The sequence below is a fragment of the Nocardia carnea NBRC 14403 genome (assembly GCF_000308515.1).
In the GTDB taxonomy this organism is placed as follows: Bacteria; Actinomycetota; Actinomycetes; order Mycobacteriales; family Mycobacteriaceae; genus Nocardia; species Nocardia carnea.
On sequence record NZ_BAFV01000058.1, the window covers coordinates 159,378 to 172,145 of the forward strand.

Annotated in this window: 17 protein-coding genes; 12 read left to right on the plus strand and 5 right to left on the minus strand. The window is 67.2% G+C overall.

All coding sequences use genetic code 11. The features are described 5' to 3' along the window. Window positions 1–302: 302 nt before the first annotated feature. Both ON22_RS22335 and ON22_RS22340 read right to left on the minus strand, forming a co-directional pair. The gene (locus tag ON22_RS22335) at window positions 303–1,781 is read right to left on the minus strand and encodes a HAMP domain-containing sensor histidine kinase (RefSeq protein WP_051157943.1); all 1,479 of its coding nucleotides are present in this window, start codon (window positions 1,779–1,781) and stop codon (window positions 303–305) included. A gap of 9 nt (window positions 1,782–1,790) precedes the next feature. Continuing rightward, window positions 1,791–2,477: a response regulator transcription factor gene (locus ON22_RS22340; RefSeq protein WP_033243510.1), complete on the minus strand. Its 687-nt coding sequence runs from the start codon at window positions 2,475–2,477 to the stop codon at window positions 1,791–1,793. A 316-nt stretch (window positions 2,478–2,793) separates the two neighbouring features. Here ON22_RS22340 and ON22_RS22345 point away from each other — a divergent pair, with 316 nt between their 5' ends. The 6 genes from ON22_RS22345 (at window position 2,794) to ON22_RS22370 (ending at window position 8,353) form a co-directional block, all read left to right on the plus strand. Continuing rightward, window positions 2,794–5,574 carry a sensor histidine kinase gene (locus ON22_RS22345; protein WP_033243511.1) on the plus strand — a complete coding sequence of 927 codons (2,781 nt, stop codon included), beginning with the start codon at window positions 2,794–2,796 and terminating at the stop codon, window positions 5,572–5,574. Then, window positions 5,571–5,984, plus strand: a complete 414-nt coding sequence (locus tag ON22_RS22350; RefSeq protein ID WP_033243512.1) for a roadblock/LC7 domain-containing protein — start codon at window positions 5,571–5,573, stop codon at window positions 5,982–5,984. The genes ON22_RS22345 and ON22_RS22350 overlap by 4 nt, the downstream gene beginning before the upstream one ends. A 200-nt stretch (window positions 5,985–6,184) precedes the next feature. Next, window positions 6,185–6,499 carry a DUF742 domain-containing protein gene (locus tag ON22_RS22355; RefSeq protein ID WP_051157956.1) on the plus strand — a complete coding sequence of 105 codons (315 nt, stop codon included), beginning with the start codon at window positions 6,185–6,187 and terminating at the stop codon, window positions 6,497–6,499. Beyond that, the gene (locus ON22_RS22360) at window positions 6,480–7,112 is read left to right on the plus strand and encodes a GTP-binding protein (protein WP_051157944.1); all 633 of its coding nucleotides are present in this window, start codon (window positions 6,480–6,482) and stop codon (window positions 7,110–7,112) included. The genes ON22_RS22355 and ON22_RS22360 overlap by 20 nt, the downstream gene beginning before the upstream one ends. Further along, on the plus strand, window positions 7,105–8,031 hold the full coding sequence (locus ON22_RS22365) for an MHYT domain-containing protein (protein WP_063820634.1): 927 nt from the start codon (window positions 7,105–7,107) through the stop codon (window positions 8,029–8,031). The genes ON22_RS22360 and ON22_RS22365 overlap by 8 nt, the downstream gene beginning before the upstream one ends. 7 nt (window positions 8,032–8,038) lie before the next feature. Next, window positions 8,039–8,353, plus strand: a complete 315-nt coding sequence (locus tag ON22_RS22370; RefSeq protein WP_033243513.1) for a hypothetical protein — start codon at window positions 8,039–8,041, stop codon at window positions 8,351–8,353. A 294-nt stretch (window positions 8,354–8,647) separates the two neighbouring features. On the opposite strand, the gene rpmF is transcribed toward ON22_RS22370, so the two are convergent. The 3 genes from rpmF to mrf are packed head-to-tail and all read right to left on the minus strand — an operon-like array spanning window position 8,648 to window position 10,471. Next, entirely contained in the window at window positions 8,648–8,830 is a 183-nt protein-coding gene (gene rpmF / locus ON22_RS22375; RefSeq protein WP_033243514.1) for a 50S ribosomal protein L32, read from the minus strand. A gap of 1 nt (window position 8,831) precedes the next feature. Beyond that, window positions 8,832–9,101: a type B 50S ribosomal protein L31 gene (locus ON22_RS22380; RefSeq protein WP_033243515.1), complete on the minus strand. Its 270-nt coding sequence runs from the start codon at window positions 9,099–9,101 to the stop codon at window positions 8,832–8,834. Next, entirely contained in the window at window positions 9,101–10,471 is a 1,371-nt protein-coding gene (mrf, locus tag ON22_RS22385) for a ribosome hibernation factor-recruiting GTPase MRF (RefSeq protein WP_081595758.1), read from the minus strand. The genes ON22_RS22380 and mrf overlap by 1 nt, the downstream gene beginning before the upstream one ends. A 107-nt stretch (window positions 10,472–10,578) precedes the next feature. Here mrf and rpmB point away from each other — a divergent pair, with 107 nt between their 5' ends. From rpmB to ON22_RS22415, 6 genes are all read left to right on the plus strand, one after another. Further along, complete coding sequence (gene rpmB, locus ON22_RS22390) at window positions 10,579–10,815, plus strand: 50S ribosomal protein L28 (protein ID WP_033243516.1); 237 nt, start codon at window positions 10,579–10,581, stop codon at window positions 10,813–10,815. A gap of 10 nt (window positions 10,816–10,825) precedes the next feature. Next, complete coding sequence (gene rpmG, locus ON22_RS22395; protein ID WP_033243517.1) at window positions 10,826–10,996, plus strand: 50S ribosomal protein L33; 171 nt, start codon at window positions 10,826–10,828, stop codon at window positions 10,994–10,996. Beyond that, window positions 10,996–11,301: a 30S ribosomal protein S14 gene (gene rpsN, locus ON22_RS22400; RefSeq protein WP_033243518.1), complete on the plus strand. Its 306-nt coding sequence runs from the start codon at window positions 10,996–10,998 to the stop codon at window positions 11,299–11,301. Before rpmG ends, rpsN begins: the two co-directional genes overlap by 1 nt. A gap of 33 nt (window positions 11,302–11,334) precedes the next feature. Then, complete coding sequence (gene rpsR / locus ON22_RS22405; RefSeq protein WP_033243519.1) at window positions 11,335–11,589, plus strand: 30S ribosomal protein S18; 255 nt, start codon at window positions 11,335–11,337, stop codon at window positions 11,587–11,589. A 164-nt stretch (window positions 11,590–11,753) separates the two neighbouring features. Further along, on the plus strand, window positions 11,754–12,224 hold the full coding sequence (locus tag ON22_RS22410) for a hypothetical protein (protein ID WP_033243520.1): 471 nt from the start codon (window positions 11,754–11,756) through the stop codon (window positions 12,222–12,224). 163 nt (window positions 12,225–12,387) lie between these two features. Continuing rightward, on the plus strand, window positions 12,388–12,678 hold the full coding sequence (locus ON22_RS22415) for a hypothetical protein (protein ID WP_033243521.1): 291 nt from the start codon (window positions 12,388–12,390) through the stop codon (window positions 12,676–12,678). Window positions 12,679–12,768: the final 90 nt, after the last annotated feature.

Consider the following 12,768-nt stretch of genomic DNA (forward strand, 5'->3'; position numbering starts at 1 on the left):
CTGAGAGTGCAGTGTGTTTTTTGCGGCGCCTTCGGCGCCGCGGGTTTTGGCCCCCCTTGGTCCCTGCTTTCCGCACTCGACACTCGCGGCTGCGCCGCATCGCATCGAGCACGGAAAGCAGGGACGGGCCAAAACCTCACAGGGCCTCGCTGAACTCGGCTGCGCCGTTGGTTGCGTTGGGTTTGTTCGTGGGCCGAAACCTTTCAGGGCTTCGCAAGACTCGGTTGTGCCGTTGGTTGCGTTGAGGTGCGGGGCGTGCTCCAGGGTGAGCCAGGGATCCGGTTCTGTCGAAGACAGGCAGGTCACTGGCTCTGACCGGGTAATACGATCCGGATCATCGCGCCGCCGCCCTCGGAGGTGTCGATGGCGATCGTGCCGCCGTGTTTGGTGACGACCTGCTTCACAATGGCCAGGCCGAGTCCCGAGCCGGGCATGGAACGAGACGCCGTTGTCCGGTAGAAGCGCTCGAAGACCAGTTCGCGTTCGGCGGGGGGTATCCCCGGACCGGTATCGGCGACCGACAGTTCGAGCAGTCCGCGTCCCGTTTCGGCCATCCGCACCCGGACCAGTTCACCGGGCGGGCTCCATTTCGCCGCATTGTCGAGCACATTGAGAATCGCCCGTTCCAGGGCGGCTTCGTGGCCGTAGACGAACCAGGGCCGCAGTTCGGCGTCGAAGGCCACGGCACTGCGGCGACGGACCCGTTCCAGGGCACGTTCGGTGACCTCACCGAGATCGACCCGCTCGTACACCGTTTCCGGTGCGTCCTCGCGGGCCAGGTCCACCAGATCGCCCACCAGATTCGACAGTTCCTCGATCTGCGCCACCACATCCGAGCGCAGTTCGGCCATATCCTCCTCGGGTATTGCCGGGGCGTCGGGGCGGCTCGAGGCGATCAGCAATTCCGTATTGGTGCGCAACGAGGTCAGCGGAGTCCGCAGTTCGTGGCCGGCGTCGGCTACCAGCCGGCGCTGCCGGTCCCGGGATTCGGCGAGCGCCCGCAGCATGGTGTTGAAACTCTCGGTCAACCGCGCGAGTTCGTCGTCACCGGTGACCGGGATGGGGGTCAGGTCATCGGTGCGGGCGATTCGCTCGGTCGCGGCAGTGAGACGCGCGATCGGCCGCAACCCGGTGCGACCGACGGTGGTACCGGCACCGGCCGCGAGCACGACCCCGCAGGCGCCGACGGCGAACAGCAGCCAGGCCAGCCGGTCCAGTACCTCGCGGGTGGGTTCGAGCCGCTGCGAGATGACCAGGGTGACCCCGGAGTCCATCCGCTCGGCGAGCACCCGCTGACTGTTGTAGGTGCGCAGCGACGATTCCCGTTTGCCCTGTGCCACCGCGACCTCTTCGGTGCCGATGGGCGGTGTGGTGGGCTGCGGCGGCAGGTAGACGGGGAAGGTCCCCGGTTTCTCCGCCTCCGACGGTGGAATCGGGTAGATGAGCGCGACGCCGATATCGTTGGAGAACAATGTGGCCAGGCCGAGCGACTGGAACGCCATATCGTCGATATCGCCGCTGATCATGGTGGCCGCGCGGGCGTGCAGCTGAGCGTCGACCTGGCCGTAGAGCTCCCGGGCGACCATGGCGTAGGCCGCGATGGAGGTGATCGCCACGAAGATCGCCACCAGCGAAGCCGCCAGCAGCGTGACCCGCCACCGCAGTGAAACGGTACGTGTCAACGGGGTCGGCGGGCGCATGGGCGGGGGCTCGTCCGGCCAGGGCCGGCCGAGCGTCGCCACCGTATGTTTCTTGGCCGCCGAGCGGGGGGTTCGTGCCATATCCCGGGCTTACGGAGGCGTTTCGCGCAGCACGTAGCCGACGCCGCGCACGGTGTGAATGAGCCGGGGTTCCCCGTCGGCCTCGGTTTTCCGGCGCAGATAGCCGATATAGACCTCCAGCGCGTTACCGGAGGTCGGGAAGTCGTAACCCCATACCTCCTCGAGGATCCGGCCCCGGGTCAGTACCCGGCGCGGATTGGCCATCAGCATTTCCAGCAGTGAGAACTCGGTGCGGGTCAGCGAAATGGACCGGTCTGCGCGCGCGACCTCCCGGGTGACCGGGTCCAGGGAGAGATCGGCGAACCGCATGGTTTCCGAGATCTCTCCGGGGTCGGGTGTGCGGCGTCGCAGCAGCGCCCGCAGCCGGGCGAGCAGTTCTTCGAGCGCGAACGGTTTGGGCAGATAGTCGTCGGCGCCGGCGTCGAGACCGGCGACCCGTTCGGATACCGAATCGCGGGCGGTGAGTACCAGTATCGGCAGGTCGTCGCCGGTGCTGCGCAGCCGGCGGCATACTTCCAGGCCGTCCAGTCTGGGCATCATGACGTCGAGCACCAGGGCGTCGGGCCGATCGGCGGTCGCCTTCTCCAGGGCGTCGATGCCGTCCACCGCCAGATCGACCGTGTAGCCGTTGAAGGTCAGTGAACGGCGCAGCGATTCCCGCACCGCACGATCGTCGTCGACCACCAGAATGCGCATTGCACCAGTTTGACCGCAGCGACTGAGAGGCTACTGAGAGGCCCCGGCCGACTCGCGAGCCGCGGCGCCGACCTGGGAATTCATCGATCGACAGACCGGCCATTACCGATCTGTGATATGTAACGAAACCCGTTCGTCATCCGCTTTATTCGCGGCATAACCGGCTGAACGTCCCGATTGCCCAGGACTAACATGCACGGTATGTTCCGAGCGGGAAAAACTAGACCTCTGGTCGGGTTCGGTGTGACATTCAACCATAACTGAAACGGCCACGCACCAAATGAGGTCGATCGTGATGCGGAGGCGACAGAGGCGGATGGAAACCCCGCGACCGTGGCAATTCAGCCTGTCCAACTGGTCGGTCACCCGCAAGGTCGGTATCGTCCTGGTGTTGCCGGTCGTCCTGGCAACCCTGTTCGCCGTACTACGAATCAACAACGAGCTGCGCACCCTGGAACAGCTCGAAGCCGCGACCGAACAGTCCCGTGTCATCCAGCCGGTCGTCGATTACAACGCCGCGGCCGAAAACCTGGCGGTGACGGCCACCGCGCGAGGGTCCGATACCGAGTCCCGGACCACGGCAGCACTCTCCCGGTTCGATTCGGCCCACCAGGTCCTCGAACGCGCGATGGACAGCAACGCCATCTCACCGGCGGTCTCCCGCGAACTCTCCTCGGCGCTCACGCTCGGCTCCACCATGCGCAGCGGTATCGGCAACGGCTCGCCCGCCATGCTCGGCGACCAGGCCGACGAGATCTCGGTACGGGTCGGTAACGCACTGGCACAGTCGCCCACCGTCGACAATCTCTCCGTCCAGCGCTACTTCCTGCAGCTGAGCGCCGTCCAGGCGGCGCGGCGCTCGCTCACCGCCCAGCGCCTGGTGATCAGTTCGCCCAGCGCCGTGGACAATCCGGCTCTCCGTGCCCGCGTCCTCACCTCTGGTGGCGCGGAACTGACCATGATCCAGCAGTACGGCCAGTTCCTGCCGGATACGGCCGGCGGTATCCGGCCGTTGCTGGACGCGGTCCAGACCCGGCTGGCCATCTTCAGCCAGGGCACCCAGGGCGCGCTGAACGATCCGGCCGCGCGCGATTCACTGGACGCCAGCCTGCAGGGCTATGACGCCACGACCGAACAGCTGTCCGCGACCATCACCGGCGCGCTGCACCACGCCACCATCTCCGCCCAGAACATCGCGCTACGCGAAACCGCGCTGCTGATCGGGGCTCTACTGGGCGGCTTGACCCTGGCGCTGGCCGTGGCCCGGACCCTGGTCATACCGGTACGCCGGTTGCGCCGCGACGCGCTGGAGGTGGCCCATGTCCGGCTGCCCGAGGAACTCGAACAGGTGCGCGGCGGCGCCGAGACCCCGGAGATCGAACCGGTCGGCGTCCAGGGCACCGAGGAGATCGGCCAGCTCGCCCGCGCGGTCGACGAAATGCACCAGCAGGCACTCAACCTCGCCGCCGACCAGTCCCGCCTGCGGGTGCAGATCGGCAATATGTTCGAAACTCTGTCCCGGCGCAGTCAATCACTGGTCGAACAGCAGCTGGGGATCATCGAGGAACTCGAACACGACGAGGAGAATCCCGGCCGGCTGCAGAGCCTGTTCCGGCTCGACCACCTGGCCACCCGGATGCGGCGTAACGGTGACAACCTGTTGGTGCTGGCCGGCACCGCGTTGCGCCGCGGTCAGCTCGACCCCGTCCCGCTCTCGGATATGCTGTGGAGTGCGGTATCTCAGGTCGAGGACTATCAGCGGGTCGAGATCGGACATGTCCCCGACGGGGTCGTGGCCGGTGAGCCGGCTGTCGATATCGAACATCTGCTCGCGGAGGTCATCGATAACGCGCTGCGCTACTCACCACCCAATACGCCGGTGGCAGTGACGGTTTCGCGCGCGGTGGACGGCGGATACCTGATCGAGGTCACCGACCGTGGCCTGGGAATGGCCACCGAAGACCTGCATGCGGCCAACGCCCGGCTGGCCTCCGGTGGTGAGATCAATGTCGAAACCGCGCGCCGGATGGGCTTGTTCGTCGTCGGCCGGCTGGCCAAACGCCATCAGATCACGGTCGGGCTGCGCCGTACCTCGACCATGGCCCAGCAACCGGGGATCACCGCCAGCCTGCATCTACCGGGCCTGCTGGTCTCGCCGGACACCGGCAACTCCACCACCCTCACGGCGGATTTCTCTCTCGGCACCCCACCCCAGCTGCCACCGCAGCCGCCGCAGCTGCACTCCTCCCCCGCACTGCCGGCGCAGCCACAGCCACGACAGTTGATGCCGGTACCCAGCCTGCCGCAGAGCGAGTCCTGGCCGGTACGGACGGATCCGGCACCGCAGCCGGCACCGGTGCCCACCGCCTCGGGTCTCGGCACGACCGCCTCCGGACTGCCCCAGCGGCGGCCGGCCGCTGATCTCCCGCCGATGACCGGCGCGGGCAACGGCCGGTCCGGCGCGAACGGCACGCGGGATACGTTCTCGGCGTTCGACCCCGTCGAGGAGCCGGAACCCGATGAGTCCCCCACCGGGTTGTGGTCGGAAACTTATAAGACCCAATCGTTCCCGGCCCCGGTCGAATCCACGTACACCGGGCCGGGACAGGTGGACGACGCTCCGGTATCGATCACCTCCCGCTCGGGCTTGCCGATCCGCCGCCCGGGGATGGAACGCGAGGATCCGTTCGGCCGCGCCGAACAACGCCTCGACGAAGCAGCCACCGGCCCGGCCACCTCCACCCGGCTACAGCCCGTCGGCGCCGCCACTCCCACCCCGATCTACCAGCGCATGGTGTCGGAGTGGCTGGTGGAGCCGGCCTCCACACAGGACGAGCCACGCCAGGACTGGACGTCGCCGGCTGATGCCGGCTGGCTGGCCGCCGAGGATGCGGCGCGCCCCAGTTCGGATTCCACCACCGCGAACGGGCTCCCGATCCGCCGGCCGGGCGCACAGCTCGTGCCCGGCGGGCTCGCCCCCGTCGAAGACGAGGCCCCGCGGAACCCGGAGGAGATCCGGAGCAATCTGACCAGACATCTGAGCGGCGTCCGCACTGGGCGGGCCGACGCACAGCACAATGACGGAGGGCTTGCATGACCACCTCGAACGGCAGCACCGACACAGACGAGAACTTGAACTGGCTGGTCGCCAGATTCACCCGGGATGTCCCGGGTGTCTCCCACGCCGTCCTGGTCTCCGCGGACGGGCTGCTGCAAGCGGTCAGCCCGCACCTGCCCGCCGACCGGGCCGAACAGCTGGCCGCGGTCACCGCCGGTCTGGCAAGCCTTTCCACCGGTGCCGCCCAGCTGTTCGACGGCGGCAAGGTGATGCAGTCGATCGTGGAGATGCAGCGCGGATACCTGCTGGTGATGAGTGTCGGCAACGGGTCCCATATCGCCGTGCTGGCCAACAAACAGCACGATATCGGCCGGATCGGCTACGAAATGGCACTGCTTGTGGACCGCGTCGGCTCGGTGGTCAGCGCAACCGCCCGATCAACCGTCTGAGCACCATGTCCCAATTCGGCCAACCGACCCCCAACTTCAATACCGGCGGGCCCGACTACGGGCCCGGCGCACATAATTTCGGGCCGGGAGCCCAGCAGAGTGATCCCGCATCCGCGCAGTTCAACACCGGTGCCTACCGTTTCCGCCCCGAGCCGGCGCCGAGTACCCCGCGCCGAGCCGGACGGGTCCGGCCGTATGCCCTGACCTCGGGCCGCACCCAGCCGGCGGTAGATCTGCCGATGGAGGCGGTTATCGAAACCATCTCCTATCATGCACAATTCGATTGGCCGTCCGGTGATATCCGGGCCGAAATCCTTCGGCTCGGTACCCACCAGCTGTCGGTCGCCGAAATCGCCGCCCATCTCGATCGCCCGCTCGGTATGGTCCGCGTCGTCATCGGTGACCTCGTCGTGGACGGCAACCTGCGAGTGCATTCGACTTTGACCGAGCAGGCGAGCTACGACGAGCGCCGGTCGCTGATGGAGAGGACATTGCGTGGACTCCGAGCCCTATAACAAGGCCGAGGGGGGTGCCGCGGCGGGATCCGATACCCGCGTCGCGTCGACCAAGATCGTGGTCGCGGGCGGCTTCGGCGCGGGAAAGACCACCTTTGTCGGCGCGGTATCGGAGATCGTGCCGCTGCGCACCGAGGCCATGGTCACCAGTTTCTCCGACGGCGTCGACAATCTGGACGACACCCCGGACAAACAGACCACCACCGTCGCCATGGACTTCGGGCGGATCATCCTGCCCGGCAATCTGACGCTGTACCTGTTCGGTACCCCGGGCCAGCGCCGGTTCTGGTTCATGTGGGACGACCTGATCCGCGGCGCGATCGGCGCGGTCGTCCTGATCGATACCCGCCGGCTGGAAGACAGTTTCGCCGCGGTCGATTTCTTCGAGGCGCGGAATCTGCCGTTCCTCATCGCGGTGAACCGTTTCCCGAACGCACCACGGTTCGCCATGGCCGAACTGCGGGAGGCACTGTCGGTCCGGGAGGGGGTGCCGATCGTCGATATCGATGCCCGCGATGCCAAAGAGGTCCGCCAAGCGCTGGCGGCCGTCACCGAATACGCGATCAATCGGCTGAAGGCACAGGAGTACGAGGGAGTCGCCCGGCATGGTTGACCTGCTGGCCGCGGAGACGGTCGCGACCGTCGAGCTGTTCACCATGGGCTACTGGCTCACTCTGCTGACCGCACTGGTCTCCGCCGTCGGCATGTTCGTCGGATTGGCGTGCGCGATCAACGGCCGCCGTTCGGTGCGGTTCCGGCCGATCTGGATCGCCGCCGCCGCCGTCTCGATCGGCGGGGTCGGGGTATGGCTGGCCAGCACCGTATCCCTGCTGGGTGTCTCCGTTCCGGGTACGGTCCTGCGCTACGACATCTCCGACCTCACACTTTCACTCGTCTTCGCCATCGCCGCGGTCTTCACCGGATTGCTGCTCGCAGGTCGCGAATTCGATGTGAAACGGATGGGGAGCGCAGCCGGGGCCATCGGCGTCGGCTTCGGGATAATGCTGTGGTTGCAGTTGTCCTCGGCCGCTATCCAGGGCTCGGTATCGGTGACCGTCTGGCTGTACGTGATCGCAGTGGTGATCGCGGTACTCGCCTCGTCGCTGTGTGTATGGCTGTTCCAGCGGTTCCGTTTCCCGGCAGCCCGGGTGGGGTCGATCGTGATGTTCGCGGCCGGTGTGGCGGTGTTCTACTTCACCGGTATCGCGAGCCTGGAATTCCGGCCGGATCCCGAGGCGCAGCCGGCCCAGGGCATGGAATTGTTCGGTTACGCCTTCCCGATGCTGGTCATCGGACTGCTGTCGCTGGCCGTGCCGATCACCGCGGTTCTGGTGGCGCCCGAGCGCCGCGACGAACAACCCGCCCCGGCCAGGAAGGGCCCCGGGAACTCGGCCACCACATCGGATGACGGTCCGGCGGGTGGTAATTCGGCCGATGGCACCGGATCCGACGCACCCGGGCGCGAACTCCGGCCGTCCGCGGCAGCAGCGCTCGCGCAACGCGCACGGCCGCTGCCCGAGCCCGCGCGCTGATCGCCCGGTGGAGACAGAACTCGTGGCCGGGGAGCAGGACACACTGCTGCGGGAGTTGTGGGCGCAGATGCGCGCGCTCCGCGCGGAGGTGTCGGACCTGCGGGTCGAAATCAGCGAATTGGAAGCCACCGTCGCCGATCTCGTGGACGGGGCGGACGAGGCCGATCGGATACAGCTGCCGTGGCCGGTTTCGCTGCTCCTACTGCCGGCCGCGCTGACGCTGGCGCTGATCCGGCAGGTGGACGAGCTGGCACGTGCCCTGACGACGGAATGTGATCCGGCACGAAAAGAACTGCCGGAAACTGTGCGCGAGACCCCTTGAAGTGGCGATGAGCGGGTCTCCCATTTCTGGGAGACCCGCCCTCACGCACGAGGACAATAGGAGCCGGCCCCGAAATCAGCACCTCCGGCAAGTTTTTCCGCTGTTCGCCGTGTCCCGGTCCGTAATCGCGGTGTCCAGCAGTCCATCGGTCGGCTATCGTCCAGCAAGCGGAAATACCAGGTCGAGCACATTTCACCGCTAGCCGGTCGATTGCCCGGACCCCGATTTTCGGCCTGGAAACGAGCCGGATAGACCTGCCGCGGAGGCGGATTCATATCTAGGGGGCATGACAGATCAGCGGCGTTTCCACTCGTCCGGATCGATCAGACCCCGCCGCACCGCCGCAACCAACCGGCGCGGTACGCGATACACGGCGCCACCCACCGTCACCGGAACCAGATCCGGCGGCGTGGCCTTCCAATTCGCCCGCCGGCTACGCGTATTCGACCGCGACATCCGCCGCTTGGGGACCGCCATATCAGCTCTCCTTCCGGGCGCGCGCGCCGCGCTTGCCGTACTTGCGCTCGAATTTCTCCACCCGGCCCTGGGTGTCCAGCAGACGGTTCGCACCGGTCCAGAAGGGATGCGAATCCGCGGTGACATCGACGACCAGCAGCGGATATGTGTTGCCGTCCGACCAGGTGATCGACCGGTCCGCGCCGGCCGTCGACCGGGTGAGGAACTGTTTGCCGGTACTCGCGTCCTCGAAGACGACCGGCCGGTAGTCGGGGTGGATTCCCGGTTTCATCATTTCTCCTTCCGGGCACGTTCGCCCGTTTCGGTTCCCCGCGCCTCGCCGGCGGTGGCAGGGTCGGGTTCATCCGTCGCGCAGGGGTCGGTATGCCATTCCCCGAACGGATCCGGCCACCGGGCCACCAACTGCGGGGCCCGTTCGACCTGCAGCAGTTCGGTGTCGTCCACCAGCGCCCAATGCAGCGCCTCCCGGATCTCGTTCGGATCGGCGTCGTGCACCAGGATGACCAGCGAGATATCCCGGTCGCCGAATCGCTCGTCCCAGCGCATCCCGGCCATGGCCAGTCGTTCCGGATCGGCGGCGGCGCGCTCGTCGGCCGACATGGCCGCCAGCCACCGGCCCGCTCCACCGATCCGGAGGCCACCACCTGCCGATTCCAGCCACACCACCTCATCCGGTTGAGTGGCCAGCCAGATCCGGCCGCGGGCGGTCACCACGCCGTCGAAGAGCATGTCCAAGGCACCGTGCAACCGTTCCGGATGGAACGGCCGGCGCGCGGCGAACTCCACCAGTTCCACCCCGTTGTCCGCCCCGAGCGGTGGCCGGCCGCGCAGCAGCGGCGCATGCGCGTCGAAGATCCGGCCGCGGCGGGATTCCGGGGGCACGAGGCTCAGCAGTGCGTCCATCGCGGCGGGCGTGATCGCGGCGGCCGATTCGGGCCAGAGCACCGGCGCCGTGGGGGCCAACCGGGAAAGTACGGCGCCCGACCGGGCGCGCTCCAGCGGGTCCACATCCGCACCGCCCACCACCACGAGCGCGTCGGCGAAGTCGACCTGCCCGACGGCGAGCTGCGCGACCGTCCGGTCGTCGTCGGCCCAGGCCCAGCCGAGCTCTTCGAGCGTCGCGTCCCCCGTGGCCGCGGCAGTCCACATACGGACGTCGATCGCGGTCACCACTGCGGCCACACGCACATCGCGCGCCGCCGGCCCGTCCACTCGGCCGACGATTCCCGTGACCGGTATTTCGGCGATCCCTTCGCAGACCGCCTCGGCCTCGAAGGCGGGATCCAGTGCGAGCACGATGCGGTGCACCGAGGCGCGCGCAGCCAATGTGCACAGCAGCGGCAGCAGATCCGCCTTCAGCGTGCACGACACACAGCCGTGGGCGAGCTCGTGTACGGATTCGGAGGTCTTTCCGGCGGAGTGCACGGTTCGGCGGACTATCCCCTGCCGGAGTTCGGTGAGATCGTGCCGGACGATCACGGTGCCGTCGGCCGCGCCGAGGGCACCGGCGACCAGACCGGCGGTTTCGGCCGGATCGCCGTGCAGACCGGCGACCACAACGACCGGAGTACGGCGATCGCGGTGGCCTGCGGATGCTTTTGCGGAAATGGACACCACGACCCTTTCGGCAATGATTTTCATTTAGGACCGAACACACGCTACAGTGTCGACTCGCCGTTGTCGAAAACGATTGTCATCATCATCGCTCCGACGGCGGTCGTCATCGTTCTCCGTCGAAGGGAGCCGCTATGTCGGCCCACTGCCAGGTCACCGGCCGCAAACCCGGGTTCGGCAAATCCGTCTCGCATTCCCACAAACGCACCAACCGCCGCTGGGACCCCAATATCCAGCGCAAGACCTACTACCTGCCCAGTGCGGGCCGCCGGATCACCCTGAACGTCTCGGCGAAGGGCATCAAGACGATCGACCGCGACGGTATCGAGGCCGTGGTGGCGCGCCTGCGCGCCCGCGGCGAACGGATCTGAGGAGACCACGATGGCATCCAAATCCAACGAGCTCCGGCCGCTGGTCAAGCTGCGTTCCACCGCCGGCACCGGATACACCTACGTCACCCGCAAGAACCGCCGCAACGATCCCGACCGGATGATCCTGAAGAAATACGACCCGGTAATCCGCAAACACGTCGACTTCCGCGAGGAACGGTAATGGCCAAGAAATCCAAGATTGCCCGAAACGCCCAGCGCCGCGAGGTCGTGGTGCGGTACGCCGAACGCCGGGCCGAGCTCAAAGAACTCATCCGCAAACCCACCACCCCGGACGACGAACGCCTGGCCGCACAGGCCGCCCTGCGCCGCCTGCCGCGCAACGCCAGTCCGGTACGATTGCGCAATCGGGACACCGCCGACGGTCGACCGCGCGGTTACCTCCGGAAGTTCGGCCTCTCGCGGGTGCGCGTACGCGAGATGGCCCATCGGGGCGAACTACCCGGTGTGCACAAATCGAGCTGGTAAACCCACTGATCTCGTGAGTTAGGAGCCGGTCATATGGCAATCAGACGAGGCCCGTCGAAGAAGGCACGCGCCGAGCAGGCCCGCCGGCCGAAAAAGAATCCGCTCATCGCCGCGGGGATCGAAACCGTCGACTACAAGGACGTGAACCTGCTACGCACGTTCATCTCCGATCGCGGCAAGATCCGCAGCCGCCGGGTCACCGGCCTGACCCCGCAGCAGCAGCGGCAGGTCGCGGTGGCGGTGAAGAACGCCCGCGAAATGGCGCTGCTTCCCTTCACCAACCGCTGATCGCATACCTAACGCTGCGATGCCCGGTACCGCACAGCGGTACCGGGCATTCAACTGTCTGGGCACCGTAGCTCTCCGGTCACCTGCCCGCAGCCACCGGCACCGGCCCCGCAGCCCCGGCCACCGGCCCGCGACGCCGGGCCCCGGCCGCTAGAGTCGTCCGCATGATCTCAGCGCGCGGGTTCCTGGCGATTCTCACCATCTGCACCGCGCTGTCGGTCACGGCCTGCGGAGGCAGCGACGACACCGGCGCGGAGCCGGGTCTGTCCCCCGGACCGTCGGCGACCACCACCTCGGAAAAACCACCCAGCACACCGACCGAGGACCCCACCGCCGACCCCGGGCAGATGTTCACCGCCGACCCGTCCATCGTCGGCGCCCACCCCATCACCTTCACTTCTTGGACCCGCGTCGCCGAGGACCGGATCGCCGTGCATTTCGAATCCGGGGTCCCTGAGTGCTACGGCGTGGATGCCTCGGTCACCGAAACCGAAACCACGGTCACCGTAGAACTCCGCAGCGGCACCCGCGCCGACGCCACCGACAAGATGTGCGTGATGATGGCGGTCTTCGGCACACTGGAGATCCAGTTGGACGCTCCGCTCGGCGAACGCCGGGTACTCAGCGCGGTCTGAGCCGGTGGTCCGCTATCCGGCCCCTCCCTGTCACCGCACCCGCTGATGACCAGAGTTCTAGGGGCACAGCAAATCTCGGCTATCCGTTCGGAACGGGTTTCCCTAACGTACTGCGAGTAGGATCTCCGAACCGCCCCGGCGGTCGACGACAGGAAACAACAGAATGAAGCGTGTACTGGTCTCCGGCGTATTCGCGGCCGCGCTGACGCTCGGCTCGATCACCGGCGTAGCAGCAGCGGCTCCCGGTCTCCCCCTCGAACCGGCCGCCCCGGCCGTACCCGCTCCGCAGCCGGTGAACGACACCTCCAGTGGCTCGGGCTTCATGCACGAACCCAGCGGCTCCGCATTGTCCGGCCCGGTCTCCTCCGGATCCGCCGAAGTTCTGAGCCTCATGTTCAACCTCGTCGGCACCTTCTCCGCCGACCCATGCGGCCCGGGTTGCCAACCGCTGTAGCGCCGAGAAAGCCGCGGCGCCGATTCCAGTGAGGCCTGACAGGATTTCGGCCGTGCCCCGAACGCAACCAACGGCGCAGCCGAGTCCAGC